The 17929-nt window shown below is 40.1% G+C and carries 18 protein-coding genes; 7 read left to right on the top strand and 11 right to left on the bottom strand.

Annotated elements, in window-relative coordinates; genetic code table 11:
* The first annotated feature begins 81 nt into the window (after positions 1-81).
* The 5 genes from BN997_RS12090 to BN997_RS12070 all read left to right on the top strand — a co-directional run bounded on the left by BN997_RS12090 (position 82) and on the right by BN997_RS12070 (position 4056).
* The gene (locus tag BN997_RS12090) at positions 82-1101 is read left to right on the top strand and encodes a DUF3231 family protein (protein WP_042532592.1); all 1020 of its coding nucleotides are present in this window, start codon (positions 82-84) and stop codon (positions 1099-1101) included.
* A 288-nt stretch (positions 1102-1389) separates the two neighbouring features.
* Entirely contained in the window at positions 1390-1890 is a 501-nt protein-coding gene (locus BN997_RS12085; RefSeq protein ID WP_042532590.1) for a hypothetical protein, read from the top strand.
* A gap of 306 nt (positions 1891-2196) precedes the next feature.
* Entirely contained in the window at positions 2197-2988 is a 792-nt protein-coding gene (locus BN997_RS12080; RefSeq protein ID WP_042532588.1) for a hypothetical protein, read from the top strand.
* Positions 2989-2990: 2 nt separating this feature from the next.
* Positions 2991-3449, top strand: coding sequence for a membrane protein (locus BN997_RS12075; protein WP_042536045.1), 459 nt, complete (start codon positions 2991-2993; stop codon positions 3447-3449).
* Positions 3450-3507: 58 nt separating this feature from the next.
* Entirely contained in the window at positions 3508-4056 is a 549-nt protein-coding gene (locus BN997_RS12070; protein WP_042532586.1) for a CBO0543 family protein, read from the top strand.
* A 104-nt stretch (positions 4057-4160) separates the two neighbouring features.
* Here BN997_RS12070 and BN997_RS12065 read toward each other — a convergent pair whose 3' ends face one another.
* The 4 genes from BN997_RS12065 to BN997_RS12050 all read right to left on the bottom strand — a co-directional run bounded on the left by BN997_RS12065 (position 4161) and on the right by BN997_RS12050 (position 8467).
* The gene (locus tag BN997_RS12065) at positions 4161-5603 is read right to left on the bottom strand and encodes a M20 family metallopeptidase (RefSeq protein WP_042532584.1); all 1443 of its coding nucleotides are present in this window, start codon (positions 5601-5603) and stop codon (positions 4161-4163) included.
* A gap of 110 nt (positions 5604-5713) precedes the next feature.
* The gene (locus tag BN997_RS12060; RefSeq protein ID WP_042532582.1) at positions 5714-6169 is read right to left on the bottom strand and encodes a hypothetical protein; all 456 of its coding nucleotides are present in this window, start codon (positions 6167-6169) and stop codon (positions 5714-5716) included.
* Positions 6166-6987, bottom strand: a complete 822-nt coding sequence (locus BN997_RS12055) for a DUF3100 domain-containing protein (protein ID WP_042532579.1) — start codon at positions 6985-6987, stop codon at positions 6166-6168. The genes BN997_RS12060 and BN997_RS12055 overlap by 4 nt, the downstream gene beginning before the upstream one ends.
* Positions 6988-7015: 28 nt before the next feature.
* Positions 7016-8467 (bottom strand): M20 family metallopeptidase, encoded by a 1452-nt coding sequence (locus BN997_RS12050; RefSeq protein WP_042532577.1) that lies wholly within the window; start codon positions 8465-8467, stop codon positions 7016-7018.
* Positions 8468-8601: 134 nt separating this feature from the next.
* Between BN997_RS12050 and BN997_RS12045 the strand changes: the two genes are divergently transcribed.
* Positions 8602-10629 (top strand): helix-turn-helix domain-containing protein, encoded by a 2028-nt coding sequence (locus BN997_RS12045; protein WP_042532575.1) that lies wholly within the window; start codon positions 8602-8604, stop codon positions 10627-10629.
* A gap of 108 nt (positions 10630-10737) precedes the next feature.
* Here BN997_RS12045 and BN997_RS12040 read toward each other — a convergent pair whose 3' ends face one another.
* Positions 10738-11160 carry a DUF1801 domain-containing protein gene (locus tag BN997_RS12040; protein WP_042532574.1) on the bottom strand — a complete coding sequence of 141 codons (423 nt, stop codon included), beginning with the start codon at positions 11158-11160 and terminating at the stop codon, positions 10738-10740.
* A 4-nt stretch (positions 11161-11164) separates the two neighbouring features.
* Entirely contained in the window at positions 11165-12082 is a 918-nt protein-coding gene (locus tag BN997_RS12035) for a VOC family protein (protein WP_042532572.1), read from the bottom strand.
* 249 nt (positions 12083-12331) lie between these two features.
* Between BN997_RS12035 and BN997_RS12030 the strand changes: the two genes are divergently transcribed.
* Positions 12332-13525, top strand: coding sequence for an MFS transporter (locus BN997_RS12030; RefSeq protein WP_042532570.1), 1194 nt, complete (start codon positions 12332-12334; stop codon positions 13523-13525).
* 73 nt (positions 13526-13598) lie between these two features.
* Here the strand turns inward: BN997_RS12030 and BN997_RS12025 are convergent, their stop codons facing one another.
* The 5 genes from BN997_RS12025 to BN997_RS22925 form a co-directional block, all read right to left on the bottom strand.
* On the bottom strand, positions 13599-14006 hold the full coding sequence (locus BN997_RS12025; RefSeq protein ID WP_042532568.1) for a cytidine deaminase: 408 nt from the start codon (positions 14004-14006) through the stop codon (positions 13599-13601).
* An 89-nt stretch (positions 14007-14095) separates the two neighbouring features.
* A complete protein-coding gene (locus tag BN997_RS12020) occupies positions 14096-15049 on the bottom strand; it encodes a GNAT family N-acetyltransferase (protein WP_042532566.1) in 954 nt (317 codons plus the stop codon).
* Positions 15050-15146: 97 nt separating this feature from the next.
* A complete protein-coding gene (locus BN997_RS12015; RefSeq protein WP_084613031.1) occupies positions 15147-16022 on the bottom strand; it encodes a MurR/RpiR family transcriptional regulator in 876 nt (291 codons plus the stop codon).
* A gap of 111 nt (positions 16023-16133) precedes the next feature.
* Complete coding sequence (locus BN997_RS22930) at positions 16134-17285, bottom strand: exo-beta-N-acetylmuramidase NamZ family protein (RefSeq protein ID WP_042532564.1); 1152 nt, start codon at positions 17283-17285, stop codon at positions 16134-16136.
* Positions 17286-17307: 22 nt separating this feature from the next.
* On the bottom strand, positions 17308-17925 hold the full coding sequence (locus BN997_RS22925) for a YesL family protein (protein WP_042532561.1): 618 nt from the start codon (positions 17923-17925) through the stop codon (positions 17308-17310).
* Between the last annotated feature and the right edge of the window lie 4 nt (positions 17926-17929).

Raw genomic sequence — 17929 nt, 5'->3', positions numbered from 1 at the left:
AGGACCCCCATTTATGTATAAAATATATCCATTTGCAAAATCTAAATCTATATATCGCCTGTGAAAGGGGTACTAAACCAAATGGATGAAAAAAATATACACTTAACAGCTGCCGAAATTGCTTCTGTATGGACAGGATATATGAATGATACGCTGGCAAAAAGCATTTTGAGTTTTATGTTAAAGCATGTGGATGACCCTGAAATAAAGCCTGTTGTCCAGCATGCCTATGACAATTTCACAAATCAAATAGACCAGCTGCATCAGATTTTTGAAGAAGAAAATTTTGCAGTCCCAAATGGATTTACGGAGAAAGACGTCAATATGAAAGCTCCCTGGCTTTTCACCGATGTTTTTTGTTTAACCTATGTGACGCATATGGCAAGGATCGGGATGATTACTTACAGCGGGTTTGTCACGATGAGTATAAAAAAAGAAATACGGGATTACTCCATACAAGCGCTTCAGGACATGGCGGCGCTTTATGATCATGCTGTGGAAATTGCTCTGAAAAAAGGAATCAATGCGAGACACCCCTATATTGAGTCTCCAAAGCAAATCGATTATGTGGACAGCAAAAAATATTTTAGCGGACTCAATCCATTTAGTGATAAACGGCCATTAAATGCCATTGAGATATCTCATCTCTATATGAACATCCAAACAAATGAAATGGGGGTAAGATTGTGCCTTGCGTTTGCTCAGACCTCTCCTTCCAAAGTTGTACAGGATTTTATGATCAGATGTAAAAACATTTCACAAAAACATATAAAAATATTCGTGGATAGTTTGATGGCCAATGATATCGGCGCGCCCCAAGTACCTGATACAGCAGTTAGTGATTCTACAACACAAACTTTTTCAGATAAATTAATGATGTATCATATGTCCTTGCTCATATCTGCCGGGATTGGAAACTATGCCACTGCCGCTGCAGCTAGTCAGCGAATGGATCTGGCTGCGGATTATGAACGGCTGTCTATGGAAGTTGCTAAGCTTGCAAAAAGCGGCGCAGATATCATGATTGATAACAATTGGTTAGAGCAGCCGCCGGGGACGAGAAATCGAGAAAAACTGGCGAAGAATAAGGAGAAGAGCTGATACCTTTTCTCATCTTAATTCATATGGAAAAAACATCGGCTTTTGCTGACACGCAAGGCCGAATTTTTTCTTAAAAAATCAATGATGTATCTAATGGCAAGCATTATTAAACAAGGCAGCCTTTATCATTAAGGTAATTTGGTCAATAAAAAATACATCATCACAAATTATCTCCATTTAGTTGTTGAATCTTACCTTACTCTGAATATGGCTTTTATACCAAAATAAAATCAGCGAAACAGCCCTCCCTGAATGGATGAAGAGAAAATTAACAAAGTGGGTGAACCAATGGAGACGACGTTATCAAGGAAAAGCAAAAAACTTGAAGCAGTACTTTGGAGCATTGCTCTACCTGGATTTGCACAGTTACTAAGTCGTCATTATATAAAGGGGATTCTGTTTATTGGATTGGAATTCTTAGTTAACGTGATGGGAAATTTGAATACCATTATTGTATTGAGCTTCAACCTTAGAATCGAGGAAGCCATCGCACAGACTAACTATTTATGGTTAATGTTTTATCCGTGTTTATATTTCTATGCGATATGGGATGCTTATAGAGATGCGGGCGGCGGGGAAAAAGCCTTCTCATATCTGCCGCTTGTTTTTTCTGCCTATTTTGTTACTGTTGGCGTCGTTTTTTCGCCCAGCTTCACCATTGCAGGTCATTTGATTGGTCCACTATGGCTGCCGATTCTGTCTACACCGGTCGGTTTAGCAGTCGGCGGACTGATCAGATGGATTTTATTAAAAATATATATGGACAGAGAAACTGAAGAGGTTCTCTAACCATGCTTTCAGGCGATTGCTTCGCCTGATAAAAAGTTTATTTATTACGGATTGCAGTCCGCATTCGCACCCAGCTGGTGGATTCTTTTTGTGACAACAATTGGCGCCTTTATTATCTTTTTTTGGATAAATACATGTATATCGCTGCCTTTTCAGAAAGTTAACTGGATGGAAATTCATTTGACATGGATTGTATATATTCAGCAACATGAATCGCCTATAAAACCCCAATTAATAGGACATTCCGTATAAAACATTGGGTAAAAGGAAAAGATGTTAAAAAATAGGAAAACGAGGAGAGCCTTCATGGATAATCATCTAACCGATAATACCGCCAGACGTTATAAAGCTCATGTCAGTGTTCTTGGCACCACACAGCTTCATTTAAGAAGTCCCTCGATTATTGCATGGTGGAGTGCAGCTTATCCAGGATTTGGTCACCTGCTTTTATCGAAATATCTTCGCGGATTTGTTTTATTTATTTGGGAAGTTTTTATTAATTTGAATGCGAACATTAATTTAGCCATTCTTTATTCTTTTCAGGGCAAGTTTGAAATGGCTACAAATGTGCTTGACTCTCGATGGCTTTTAGCCTATTTACCCGTCTATTTTTTTGCTATCTGGGATAGTCACCGGACAACGGTAGATATGAACAAAGTTTATATGCTGGCAGAGCGTGAAGACCATCATTTCAATCTATTCAGTATTGGATTGATGGAAATCAACTACTTAGATAAGAGAAACCCTATGATGGCTGCCATTTGGTCAGCTTTTGTGCCAGGTTTGGGACAGCTTTATATCCATAGACTTGTTACGGCCCTCTTCGTTATCAGCTGGACGGTTATTTTTTTGTATTTATCACACCTGCTTGAAGCTGTCACACTTTTGATTTCAGGAGACCTCAGTCAGTCCACTGCTGTTCTAAGAGAGGAATTCTTACTCATGCTACCTTCTATATATGGATTTGCTATTTATGATGCGTATGTCAATACAGTGGAAAATAATAAACTCTTCGAAAAAGAACAGCGGAGATTTTTAAAGGATAATTACCAGGATTCTAATTTTCAAATTCTAAAGGGAGAGAAAGTGAATGAATAATGATGCAAATTTACGCGATACTCGAAAATAATATTTATATCGAAATGGCTATCGCCACGCTTGAAAAAAACGGCATTCCCAAAGCTAGTATTTATGCGGTCCCTCTTGATAATCGGGGGGAAGATCGCAAGCTGTTTGATGGTTTGCATCGATCTGATGGCACATCATTGATTGACATAGGGGTAGCACTTGCTACGGCTTTTTCTGTTATCGGAACCAGTATCGGTTTTGAATTGGCTTGGGGCCCGATTTATTGGGGATTGATTGCTTCGTTTATTGGATTTGTTTTAGGGGTCGCCATCAGACTGTTCACAGAAAAAGTACTTAAAAAGCGGAAAAGACTTCTGAAAGGGAAACACCCAGAGGTTATTCTTATTATTGAATGTGAAAAAACAATGACTGAATTAGTAGAAAATATTCTATGGAAACATTTTGCATTAGGCATAGCAAAAGTAAAATGATTATTCACCTGTATTTGCCATTAATTTACTTTTGCTTTAACTGAAGGAGAGAACATGTATGCAATCTACTTGGAGGAGTGTTATTGAAATATTCCAGCAGTATAGGGATACAAGAACGGCGTACTGGTTACATGAAAACTTATTTACCATCAGCTGGTGGATTCTTTTTGTTACTACTGTTGGTATTTTTATTGTATGGATAATTTTTTTAGATAAAAAAAGAATATTCGAGATCGTCACATACGGTTTTTTTGTTACTGCTGTGGGAGTAATCGGGGACGCAATAGGAGTTTCTTTATTTCTATGGCATTATACAAATACACTATTGCCGGTTTCTCAGATTGCTGAAATACATACCATACAGATGCCTTTTATTTATATGCTTGTCTACCAATATTTTCGTACATGGAAATCCTTTATAGTTGCCTCTACTATAAATGCTTTTGTGTTCGCATTTATCCTGGAACCGCTTCTGGTCTGGTTACAGATATATGAACTGCATAGCTGGAAACATATCTATTCCTTCTTTCCTTATATACTGATAGGGATTGTATTCAAATTCGTGGTGAATAAATTTAAGAAACTGGACCGTTATTATGAATCTTAAATTGCCCCCTTTATCGTGTAAAAGCAGCCTTCTTCTTTCTCTGCCAATGATAAAGGGAGCATAGATTTTGTTTCTTATTTCAACAAGAATTGGCTTTTTCCAGCCTATTTACGAAGCATAGAAGGTAAATCCTGATCTTCCGGCAACAAGGACACATAGTTTTCCGGACCTGCTTCACGGGCACGAAGCTCTTTTGCAGCATCCTCGAGAACCTCTGGATTTTGCAGGACGTCGATGATGGTGCTGGCAATTGCTTTCCCTGCATAAAGCATTCCTTTTTTAGCATAGGAAGTCTTCCCTTGCGATACAACCTGCCACGTATGGAATGGCGTACCAAAAGTCCAGGTTGCTGCCATCAGCTGTGCAGTAGGCGTCACCCAGCTGACAGCTCCCACATCAGTAGAGCCTGAGCCTTTGACATATTCCTGCGCCTCGCGATAGGCATCCACTTCATGAATAAGCGGGCGCGCTGCGAGTTCCTTCGCTTTTTCCTTGTCGACCAAGGATGCAGCAAAAGCAATATCATCTTCATTTAATGTTTGATAGTACTTCCTGCTTAATTCCAGCTCTTCTTCTGTAAAATGCGGACGCTCTAAGGCCTTCATATTTTTATGGAGCATTTTATCTAACGTTGCATTTTGAACAAGATTAGAGCATACGCCCTCAATGCGGTGTTCCATGGATGTTTCTGTCATTAACGCAGCGCCTTCCGCAATTTTTATCAGCCGTTTAAACAAAGCACGTGCCTGTTCAGCATGCGGTGCACGTACAAAATAGGACACCTCTGCTTCTTTTTGGACAACATTTGGAGACATTCCTCCAGAGTTCGTAATCGCATAATGAACACGCGCTTCATCAATCATATGCTCGCGCATGTAGTTAGCGCCGACATTCATTAATTCCACCGCGTCAAGCGCACTTCTTCCCAGTTCTGGTGAAGCTGCTGCGTGAGAGCTTATCCCTTTAAAGGTAAAGGTAGAGTGGATAACTGCCAGAGATGGCCCATGGAATAAACCGTTTGTGTAATGCGGATGCCAGGAAAAAGACGCAGCCACATCATCAAATAATCCTGCTTTAACCATATATGTTTTGGCATAGCCGCTCTCTTCTGCCGGGCAGCCATAATAACGGATGGTTCCTTCTAAATGATTTTTCTCTAAGTATTCTTTTACCGCAACAGCCGCAGACATTGACCCAACGCCAAGCAGATTATGTCCGCAGCCATGCCCCGGTCCATAGGGTACTTCTGGATCAAATTCTGTCACACCAGCTTTCTGGCTTAATCCGGGTAAAGCATCATATTCCCCTAAGATGGCAATAACTGGACCGCTGTTTCCAAAGCTGGCAGTAAATGCAGTGGGAATATTTGCTACCCCGCGTTCTACCTGAAAGCCTTGCTCTTCCATAAAATCCGATGAGTATTGGAAAGACTTTTCTTCTTCATAACGAATTTCAGGTGTTTCCCAAATTTGATCGCTTACTTTAAAGAAAGCTTCCCGCTTCTGTTCGATAATTTCTTCGATTTGTTTTACGACATCTTCCCTCATTGTTTCTATACATCCCTTTCTACAATGACTTCACTATATATTTTATAGCAAAGCAGACTGCGTTGTATAATGTTTGGTTCTTTTTCTATTTTTAAGAGGATGTTCAGCTATTAAACTATACCTTGAATTCTTAAAACAATTTCTGCAATGATCGCTGATCCCAAAAATGTACCTAAGAATACCATAGAACCAATTACAATACTCTTCCAACTCAATTTCGTGAAATCAGCCAATGAATTACCAATTCCGATAGCGGCATACGCTAACAGCGGAGTAGTAAATGCTTGAATATCTATAGCACTTGCCCATTCAATAACTTGCTCAGAACCAGGCGTTATAGGCAAGGAGACAATAATGGATATCCCTGCAACATAAAGAATGCCCGGTATCGTCTTCCACGGAATAATCATTTTTAAAGCAAAGCCGGCTCCAGCAATTAAAATAATAACCAACATTCCCATTAAGGCCTCTGTCGGGACAACTTCATAACCAATCCAATTTCCTATCAACACAATAATTGCTGATAAAATCAAAGCCAATACCGTGTGAAATAACTGTTTGCTCATGATCCTACCTCCCTCTTTTCTTCCGCTTCCTTATCAGACTTTCTTTTCGTTAACAGATGATACATCTTTTCTGCCAGCGGAAGTGCAATAAAAATAGATACAAAAAAGCCTGTCGCAACGGATAAAATCATACTGGCCGAGGCTAATGATTGAATCTCTGCTGCCATCTCCGGGTATACAGCTGATAGAGAACTGCTTGATGCAGCCATCATACTGGCGCTTCCGACCCCTGATGCCATCGCAAGTGCCAGCGGGTTTAATGGAGTAAAACTAGCCAATAAACTTGCCATTAATCCGAAGAATACAGCTCCAAAGATCGATCCGAATAAATATATCGAAAAAACACCTCTCGTTTCTGGAGAATTAAAACCAAATTTATCACTTATAATAGCCAAACTTCCTTCTCTTGCAATGGAAAATGTCATTCCAATCGCTTCTCGCTTTACTCCTAATAAAATCGCAAGGGGGAGACCCAGTAAAACAGTACCGAGGTTTCCAATTTCCTGCAGTAAAATAGCTGGGCCTACCTGAACAATCATGCTAATTGCCGGGCCAATATTCAGACTTACTTTTGCAACAAGCAACCCTATTAAAGCTGTTGTCATTATTTCTGAATGCTTAAATTGCTTCTCCTTGATAACCGGAGTAAATACCATTGCAATTCCCAATATAAAAGCATAAATCATTGGCAGGATAAGAATCATTCCAGCTCCAAGTTCGAATGAAATGGTGCCGATCGATTCTGCAAGCAATACAATTAAAAGAGCTGCAGCATGCAGCCGCCAATCTTTTAAGTATCCTGGAATTTGTTTCAACATGTTGTCTTCCCCCTCTAGTGACGATATCTTAATTTTTAATTAGTGACGGCAATTCTTGTTCTTCCGGCAAAAGTGATTGATAATTTTCTGAACCGGCCTCACGTTCATATAATTCTTTAACAGCATCTTCTAATACTTCCGGCTTGCGGAGTACATCAATAACCGTACTGGCAATTGCTTTACCCGCAAAGAGCATGCCTTTTTTTGCATAGGTTGTCTTTCCTTGAGATACGACCTGCCATGTATGAAATGGTGTTCCATAGGTCCAGGTTGCTGCAGTGAGCTGTGCAGTTGGTGTCACCCAGCTCACTGCACCTACATCGGTCGACCCTGCCCCTTTTCGATACTCCGGTGCTTCTATATACGGTGTGATTTCATGGATGAGCGGTCTTTCCGCCAATTCTTCCGATCTTTTCTTCCCAACTAGCTGTGCAGCAAAAGCTTTATCATCTTCATTCAATGTTGCGTAATATTTTTTGCTTAATTCTATTTCTTCCTCAGTAAATCCATCTTGCTGCAACTCCTGCATATTTTTATGAAGCAGTTTGTCCAATACCGAATTCTGAACAAGATTAGAACATGCTCCTTCAATTCGATAGGTCATTTTTGTTTCTGTCATCAACGCTGCCCCTTCTGCAATTTTATTCAGTCGTTTAAATAGCGCACGGGCTTGTTCTGCGTGCGGCGCACGAACAAAATAAGAAACCTCCGCCTCCTGCTGGACCACATTCGGAGACTTTCCGCCAGTATTCGTAATCGCATAATGTACACGGGCTTCATCAATCATATGTTCGCGCATGTAGTTCGCACCTACATTCATCAGTTCGACAGCATCCAATGCACTTCTTCCAAGTTCCGGTGAAGCAGAGGCGTGAGAGCTCTTCCCCTTAAAAGTGAACGTAGCATGAATCACCGCTAAGGATGGTCCATGGAATAAAGAATTGGAATAATGAGGGTGCCATGAGAAGGATGCTGCTACATCATCAAACAGTCCAGCTTTAACCATATATGTCTTTGCATAGCCGCTTTCCTCGGCAGGACATCCATAATAACGAATCGTCCCTTCCAGATTATTTTTCTCTAAGTATTCTTTTACAGCAACAGCTGCTGCCATTGCACCTACACCAAGTAAATTATGTCCGCATCCGTGTCCTGCTCCACTTGTTTCAACGGGGATATATTCTGTCACACCTGCTTTTTGGCTGAGTCCCGGTAAGGCATCATATTCTCCTAATATGGCAATTACCGGTCCCGAATTTCCAAAGTTTGCCACAAATGCTGTCGGAATTCCAGCCACACCGCGTTCCACCTGAAATCCCTGCTGTTCCATAAAATCAGAGGAATAAGCAGCAGACTTTTCTTCTTCAAACCGTATCTCCGGTTTCTGCCAAATCTGATCGCTTACGTTAAAAAATGCTTCTCGTTTTTCTTCGATAATTGCTTCAATTTGACTCGTAACTTTGTTTTCATCTGTCTTCATGCATTTTCGCCTCCATATATAATATTAATAATTATCTTATAGTAAAAATAATTGCAATAATAGTGTATAAACATCTATAATTAATTAAAATATATGTATATTCATCTATCTTCTTACTCTGAAAGGAGCTAATTATGTCAGATAACCTTACATCCATAATTGATGTTCCTTATCAGTTATGGCAAAAAAATAACTCGAACCGATTTAAACAAATAGATAATCACGAATTGCCTATTTTTGAACCGCCAACTCATTTTCCCTTACTTACAAATGATATCGCCTATACCGACGGAGGGTTAAAAACAAGTCAAAACATCCATTTTCAATACGCATATGATGTACGTTATGTCCTTCGTCTCCCTTCCTCTTATAAGCTTTCGGATGATATGGAAGCATTGCTTTCCAGTGAGCTTCCTTTTTATGCTCAAAGAATCATGGAACAGACTCAAAAAAGGCTGCTGCTGAAGATTTACGATTGTATCAATGCCATTACAGCTTTAACCAATCTGGATGAATTACTTTCTAAAATGATTGACACGACAATGGAAGTTATCCCTGAAGCCGATGTTGGCGTGTTATGGGTTTATGATGAACAGGAAAAATGCCTAAAAGTCAGAAAAGCATCCGCCTTGGTTGATAACGAGACAATGAAGCATATGAGAATGAAGCCCGGGGAAGGAATGATTGGTTCCGTATTTCAGGAGGGGGAGGCTAAAGTATATCAGACAAGCAGTGAGGTATTCCAAGCAAGTGCGAATATGTCTAATATGAACCTTCGTTATTTGGGGAGGGCCTATTCTTTTAAAGATGTAAAATCTGTTATATGTGCTCCAGTCAAAGTACAGAAAAAAACTAAATGTGTTTTGATTCTTTATCAGTTTAAACAAGCAACATTTGATAAATCTGAATTGGAATTGCTCAAAAATTTCGCTGATCAAATCAGTATTGCGTTACATAATTCGAATATTTTTGAAGCGATGCAGAAACAAAATCACCTGTTACAAAAACGGACAGAAATTCACGAACGACTCGTAAAGCTTTCCTTAGAAAATAAAGGAATTTACCACATCAAACATGCTTTAGAAAAAATTATTGGTTTTTCTTTTTCATTGATCGATGCTTTCCATTTTTCTATTGACGAGGATGAAAATGAGGCTTTCTATCTTATTGATAAACACCTCGAAAAATGGAATGACAGCAAGTCCTTAAGTACATCATTCTATGTCCGGTCTCCCAAGAATTATTTACATCAGGTGTATCCCATCGTGGGTTCGAGTACCTGTTTGGGATACGTTGTTTTTGAGGCAAAAATGACCCTGTCTTCCACACAGCGAATGGTGCTGGAACAAGGCATTCCTATTCTGGCACTTGAATTTACACATCGGCAAACAGAAACAAACAATCAGTTTAAAGTCTCCGAAGAAGCCTTTCAGCATTTACTTCTTGCCGAGACAAATGCAGAGTTGTTAGAAGCGGCCAAAAAACTTAAACTGGAGAAAACACAGCCTGTATTTGCACTTATATTCGAAGTGGCATTGGATATGAATCCTACATTTATAAACTTATATATGCAACGTTTTTTACATTTTCTTAAAAACCAGCTGGAAAAGCACCTACATGTTCTATATACGCAGGATTCATCCATCATTACCTTGCTGAAGGCTTCCACTGCACAAGAAGCAGAAATGCTTGTTTCTAAAGTACTTTCTAATACTTCCGTGAGAGCACGCGCGGGAATTGGAGGAAGAGCAGTTCAGTTTGTTCAAATTAGCAAAAGTTATAAAGAAGCTTATAAAGCGCTAAATCAGCTGCAGGAAAAAAGGATATGGAACAAGCACTTAAATTTCAAAGATATCGGAATCAATCAGCTCTTCCTATCTCATTCAGAAGAAGAAATACGTTCTTTTGTTGATGATTTTTTTGAACCAATCATGGCTCCTAACGGAAATGACTCACATCTCGTTGAAACACTGCAAATTTATATGCAGCATAACCAGAGTATGCAGGAAACGGCAAAAGCTCTTCATATTCACGTTAATACATTATATCAGCGCATTCATAAAATCGAATCCGCTCTTCAGATTTCTTTAAAAGATTCAGAGGATGTGTTAAATGCTCAGCTAGCCTGCTACTTAAAAGAACACTGGGTAATTGATGCTTGATTCAGAAGGAATAATAAAATAAATAAGCCGTATGAATGTTTGATTTCATACGGCTTATTATCCTTCTGGCCTTGCTTGAGTCTTCGGATGGCAAACTTAAGAATCCACCTACTTTTCCGGATACTTCTCCTGTAAAAACGTCACCGACTGTTTGATTAATTCCTTTAATATTTCTTCATCAATATCTGCTACTTTATTAATATACACACAGGCCTTGCCAGTTGTATGCTTGCCAAACCTCGCAAGCAAATGCTCCCGCTCTGTATCACCTGTCGCAAAATAAAGACTGATTTTTGCTTTACGCGGAGAGAAGCCGACTAAAGGGGCATCTCCTTCATGACCAGAATCATATTTATAATGATACCTGCCAAAACCGATAATGCTCGGCCCCCACATTTTCGCCTCAAACCCCGTCGTTTCTGTAAATAAATCCAGCAGACGGTATGCATCCTCCCGCTTCTTCAGCTGCTCTACCTGCTCAATAAATTCAATGACACTACTATCTGTTTCTTTCGTTTTTAATTGATACATCTTACTACCCTCTATATGCCTTTCGCAATGTCTCTATATCCAATTTTTTCATTGGCATCATTGCCTGATTCACTCTGGCAATTTGTTCCTTTGTGGCATTCTTCCCCATCATTTCATCCATCTCACTTGGGGAAATCTGCCAGGAAACACCGAACTTGTCCTTCAACCAACCGCACTGCTCTGCTTCAGGTACAGCTGACAACTGTTCAAAATAATGATCAATCTCTTCCTGTGTATCACAGTTAACCAGCAAAGAAACAGCTTCGTTAAATTGAAAACCATGCTCCAGTCCGCTATCCATTGCCGTTATCCAGACATTTTCAAGTGCAAAATCGGAAAACATAACCGTGCCTTCCTTATTTGGTTCCATTCCTGCCGGGTAATAAGCCATGTTCCCTTTTTTACTGTCGTTAAAAATAGATAAATAAAATTGAACGGCTTCCTCTGCTCTTCCTCCATTTTCCCCTGTAAACATCATAGATGGAAGAATCAGCGGGCGCTCCTCGCCTTCCGGGTTCGTCAAAATAAGCTGCCAGGACAATCCATATTTATCTTGTATCCAGCCATATTTTTTACTAAAAGGGTACGAGTCAAGCGGCATCAGCGGTACACCGCCATCAGACAGCTTTTCCCAAACTGCTTCAAGCTGTTCGGCAGCGTTTTTATCTCTTGCCGGATCAAAATTTACCATAAACGAAATGGATGGATTGAATGAGAAATAAGGCCCTGCACTGATTGCCATAAATCGCTGCCCCCATAAATCAAAAGAAACCAAGTCGCAATCTCCTGATGGGGTGTCTGGAATAACCGATTCACTGATTATCTGAGAATCTGGAAAAACGGACGTATAGAAAGCCGCTGCCTCTTTTGCTTCTTTATCAAACCAAAGATGGGGCACAATCTTATTTGTGTCTGCTGTCATTATTATATCCTCCTTCACGGAATCAAGATTCTTTTATTATACCATTTTTTAGCTTTTCTACTTCTTTTCATTTGCTCTTATTTACAGCTTCAAAAAACCTATTTTTTACACAGCAAGCATTTGCTCTGCGCTTCCATTAATCTGAAAATTATTTCTTTATTTTTTTCAAACAGATACCTAGACAATAGGTCTCTGTTCCACTATGATAGTGCTATTGTTTTTTTAGACGGACAGAAAGGAAGTGTTAAAATGACGATGAAATTCTCCCGTAATACGATTCTATTTGTATTTATGATTGGTACATTTGCGATTGGAATGACAGAGTATGCCGTTACTGGTTTATTAACACAGTTTGCGGCAGATTTAGATGTGCCTGTTTCAACCACTGGGTTACTGCTCAGCGTTTACGCGATCAGTGTTGCTGTCTGCGGCCCGCTGCTTCGGATATTAACGGTTAAATTTTCACCGAAGCCGCTGCTTATCGCACTTATCTCCATCTTTATTATAAGTAATATTATTGCGGCCACCGCTCCAACCTTTGAGGTACTGCTACTTTCCAGACTTTTCTCTGCAATTATGCATGCCCCATTCTTTGGACTATGTATGAGCATGGCAGTTGAAATTTCCCAGCCTCATAAACGTACCAGCTCCATTGCTGCTGTGCAGGGCGGACTGACGATTGCCATTATGCTTGGCGTTCCTTTTGGTTCCTATATCGGCGGCGTACTTGATTGGAGACTCGTTTTCTGGTTTATTGCAGCAATGGGCGTTATTAATTTAATTGGCCTTATGATTGTTACACCAAATATAAAACAAAATGAAACTCCTAAGTTGAAAAATGAAATGGCCGTATTAAAGAATAAAAATGTCTGGATGCTGATTGCCGTTATTGTCTTTGGCTTTTCCGGGGTATTTACCGCTTATACGTTTACAGAGCCTATGCTTCGAGATATTGCAGGCTTTGATGTAACCAGTATTACAATTGCTTTATTCTTATTTGGATTAGGCGCAGTTATTGGTAATTTTGTTTCTGGAAGTATTCAGCCTGAAGTACTGACGGAACGGTTAATTGTAGCGATGACTATTTTAGGCACTGTGCTGATTGCCATTACGTTCTTATTTATGAACCCAATCTTGACGTATGTTGCCTGCTTCTTATTCGGTGCCGGAACCTTTGGAACCACACCGATATTAAATGCAAAGATCATCTTGGCAGCAACAGAAGCTCCAGCCTTATCGGGAACGATAGCTGCATCTGTATTTAATTTAGCAAATTCGATTGGGGCAACATTAGGCAGTCTCTTATTAACGAATCAATTTTCCTATAGAGAAATCACCTTTGTCGCCGGTGGAATGATTTTCTTTGGCGTTGTTCTGATGTTTGTTACGCATAAAATTGAGGATAAGTCTTTGTTTAGAGTTTCTGAAGAGGCTTATGAATAGCATATGGGAATATAGGAAGAGGAGGGCCAAATATATTTAGCCCTCCTCTTCTCGCTCTTGTTAAAATTGTATTTCACCCCTCATTTTCATAAGCCTTATACCAATGATACGGCTGTAGCTCTTTTAACGCTTTAAATTCAATTTCATTATTCGAATTTGTTATTGCTGCTTTTACGCCTTCTCCCCAGTAAAAAAGACGCTCTTGACAAACACCGCATGGCGTTAAGATAACGAATGATGCATTTTCATCCTCTCTGGCAATACAAATTGAGTGCGTTATTTTGGTATTTAGTTTATGTGCTTCTAAAATCGCTCCTGTTTCCATACATAATTCTGTAGAAGCATTAATCACCTCCGGGGCAACGCTTGTCAATATATGGCCAGATTCGGTATACATCGCCGCTGCACCGCCCCAGCCAGAAGGATATCTCTTTTTTACTAAGTCTGCTGCTACTTTATAAAGTTCTTGTTCTATATTCATATTCATTTCTCCAATTTTTTGTTTTGTTATTGTTAGTATAACAGCAATTAACTTCTGTTTGTTTCTATACATTTAAAACAAATACGTATTTACAAATCCTTACTATACCCAGCATAGCTCTTCCAAACAGTGTATCCCAATTTATTATAAAAAGCTGTCAGCCCTGTCCAATCAATGACAATGCGGGAGACGCCCCGTTCTCTTAAAAAACCGATTCCTGCTTCCACAACAGCTAATCCATATCCTTTCCCGCGTTCGTTCGCATCCACTCCTAAAGGTCCAACCCCGCCTAATTCCTCCTGAAACAAAGGAGCCCAGTATACATTTTGAGCGATGAAAGGTGATTTTTCATCATTCATTCGGCAAAACCCAATGATTCGCTGCCCTTTTTTTAGAATCGCAAATTCTCTTCCTGTACCGCCCTTATGAAAATAATGAATTGCTTCATATTCCCATCTTCCCGGGAAACACCGATGTAAAAAATCAAGAAATAAGTCCTTATCTTTTAAATCTAACACCTGGCATTCTATCCCTGCTATTTTGGGAATTGCCGCTTCATCATGGGCATCATAAGTTCGAATCATGTCATGCTCTATCCCGCTGTTTTGATATCCTTTCTGTTCAAACCAGGATTTTGCTTCTGCCAATTCCATGGGGATACCGGGAAAATAATGCCATGGGTCACGTCCAAGCAGAATTTGTTTTACACCGGCAGCCTTTAAATGCGTTTCAGCATTTGCTAACAATAAAGAGCCAATTCCTTGATCTCTCCGGTTCTCCGCCACAAGAAGCACTTGAATCCATCCGATTTCCTGACTCATACCCGCTTCCTGTTTTTCCTGATATCTCTTTGCAACAACAAATCCTACCACATGATTTTCCTCATCGATAGCAATTGCGGAGGCTTTTTCGCATATATTCTCATCCTCAAAGCTATTTTGTTTAAACAGCTCCTTCCGCATTGGAAAATGTTTTCCTATTTCCTGATTCCATAATTGAACCAGTGCATCTATTCTTCTGTCATTCCAGGATTCCAGCTTCATGCTTCACATCTCCTTTCTTTTTTGAGGATGTGTATAGTAAGCTTTTATTCTTGTTCTGATGCCGCAATAAGAAGCCTTGCAACACTTTTTATCTTCTTTATTTTTTTATCTTTTCATTCCCTTTTTTAAAGAAATCCACCGCGTCTCTTGTCTCATCCAGATGCTTTACGGTAACAGGATATTGTAAGGCAGCTACACTCATAAACAAAATATCCATGACCTGCAGCTGTACGATTCGGGATGATGTGGCGCCGCTCCGGAAAATAGGCTCTCTCGTTGTAGATGTATACAGCTTTATATCTGCATGCTCGGTAACCGGCCATTTTCCGTATTTAGTCAGACTGATTGTTTTCACACCTCTTTTTTTGGCAAGATGAAGCATATTTGCAATTTCAACGGTTTCTCCTGAAAAAGAAATACCAAAAACAACATCGTTTTCGCTCATATTGGCAATGACTGTCGCCGCAATATGCATGTCTTCAAAGGCATAGGCGTTTTTATTAATCCGGATAAATTTTTGAACTGCATCCTGTGCAATCATCCCCGATGCACCGACTCCGATAAATAGGATTTTTGAGGCATCATTCATCCATTGGACTCCTGTCTGCAGTTGATCAATATCAATTAATTGTGCTGTTTCTCTTATCGTTTGGATACTGTTATTTGTCATTTTATCAATAATCGATAGAGACGTTTCATCCGGATCAATATCGCGGAATCCGTACTCTTCTTTTCTTTGCAAATCACCCGCAATACGGATTTTCAAATCGTGAAAACCCTTCAAATTCAAAGACTTGCATAATCGGATAACTGCTGCGCCGCTTGTTTCACTGCGTTTCCCGAGCTCCTTGGCAGTTAATGAAATGACTTTTTCCGGGTTTTTTAAAATATAATCAGCAATCTTCTTTTCAGATGGCGGGAGACTCAAAAGCATTTCATTGATTCTCGTTATTCCACCGTTTATAAAAGGCAATAGGATCAACTCATTTCTTTTTCTCTCTTCACAGAAGAACCTGTTTTTGATTAAATCCAATAACTCCTCGGTTCAGTAATTGTAGAGGGATGCATAACTGCCGTAATGATTCTAACGATATAAAAGATATTTTTTTCGCGTTTTTTTAAATTTCCCCAGCTCCTGTTGGCCTTCCTCTATATACTTTTCTGCTTCTCCAGCTAAGATGTATTTCCTTAAACGCTTGGTTCCTGCCAGTAAATCAAAAAAACACTTCCCATTTTCATTTTCGATAAATTGAAATTGATTCGGATAGAGTGCTGCGATGGTTTCCACTAAAGTGACCCCTGCTCGTAAGGCATGAAGTGTATGGCGGTTTTCGATATGAAGCTGTACACCGCCACAGATTTCACCTTCATGTTTTTGATAAGTCGGAACAAAAGATACAGGGCGGGCGAGCACGCCAGGAATTTTTTTATCATTATATACTTTCGCCAGCTTCTGCCCTTCTATAAAAGGAGCGCCAATCCACTCAAACGGTTTCGCTGTCCCTCTCCCCTCGGATACATTGGTTCCTTCCAAAAGACAGGTGCCAGGATATAAAATAGCCGTATCAACCACAGGCACATTCGGCGATGGCGGAATCCAGAATAAATTCGTATCATCAAAATACATACGGCGTTTCCAGCCCTCCATCGGCACAATAGAAAGGTCGCATGCGTAAGCAAATTCCTTTTTAAATAACCATGCCAATTCCCCTATAGTCATGCCGTGCCGATTCGGGATTGGCAGCAAACCGACAAAGGAACGCACATCCGGTTCGACCAGATTCCCCTCCATGTTCAGACCGGACACCGGGTTGGGCCGGTCAAGGACAATCAGCTTCTTTCCATATTCCATACACGCCTCCATCACATAAGCCATGGTATAAATGTACGTATAGTATCTTGAACCGATATCCTGTAAATCAAAGACCAGCACATCCACATCTGCAAGCATCTCTTGACTTGGCTTTCTTGTCTCTCCGTACAAACTGTATACCGACAGCCCTGTTTTAGCATCTATGGAAGAGGATACCTCCTGCCCTTCTTTCGCATCTCCGCGGATGCCGTGTTCCGGAGCATATAAGGCCGTCAGATGAATTGCCGGATGCTCCGTAAACAAATCGATGGATGGCTGCAGTTTTTCGTTTACTCCTGTCATATTCGTAACCAGGCCAATCCGCTGCCCTTCCACTCGTTTATATCCTTTCTCTAAAAATATATCCAAACCTAACCGTACCAATCGTTCCACCTCCGTACATCATTTATGCAAGGCTTTCCTCCATTTTGGCAAAGGTTAAATGCGTTCCCCACATCAAAATATATGCGATCACACTTCCGCCAAAGAAAAAGAGGACAGCGGGAATGGTAATAAACAAAAGGTAGATAAGCGCCATGACGATGCCCAGAAGAAAGATGGTTAATAAAGGATGACCGATTCCAATAAGCAGTGCCCATTTGATATAGTCCACTGCCCGTAATTGAAAATGGGCATAAATAGGGAAAAGATAGAGTACAATCACAGTGAATAACAAAAACAATCCGACAACAGCAAAGCTTGCCATCGTATAGGCGATATGCTCCTGTGTCCGTAAAATTCGAAATTCCATTATCATGAGATATCCTGTTCCAGCCAGTAGATATCCTAAAACATTGATTTTCAGAAATTCTTTTTTATAGTTTTTCCAAAAAACCTGGAAGACAGGAATATCCTTCTCTCCATGGACCCACTTCCGCACCACTGCAAACATCGCTGCCGTAGCCGGGAAAAATCCAACTACACCAAGTCCGACCAGCGAGAAAGCAATCCATAGTAAATTGAGATAAGCAAATCTCGTAATCCATACAGCAAAACGATAATATCCATCTATAAATCCGTTCATCGCC

The organism is Oceanobacillus oncorhynchi (genome assembly GCF_000821065.1).
In the GTDB taxonomy this organism is placed as follows: Bacteria; Bacillota; Bacilli; order Bacillales; family Amphibacillaceae; genus Oceanobacillus; species Oceanobacillus oncorhynchi.
This window is presented reverse-complemented; position numbering and strand designations above follow the sequence as displayed.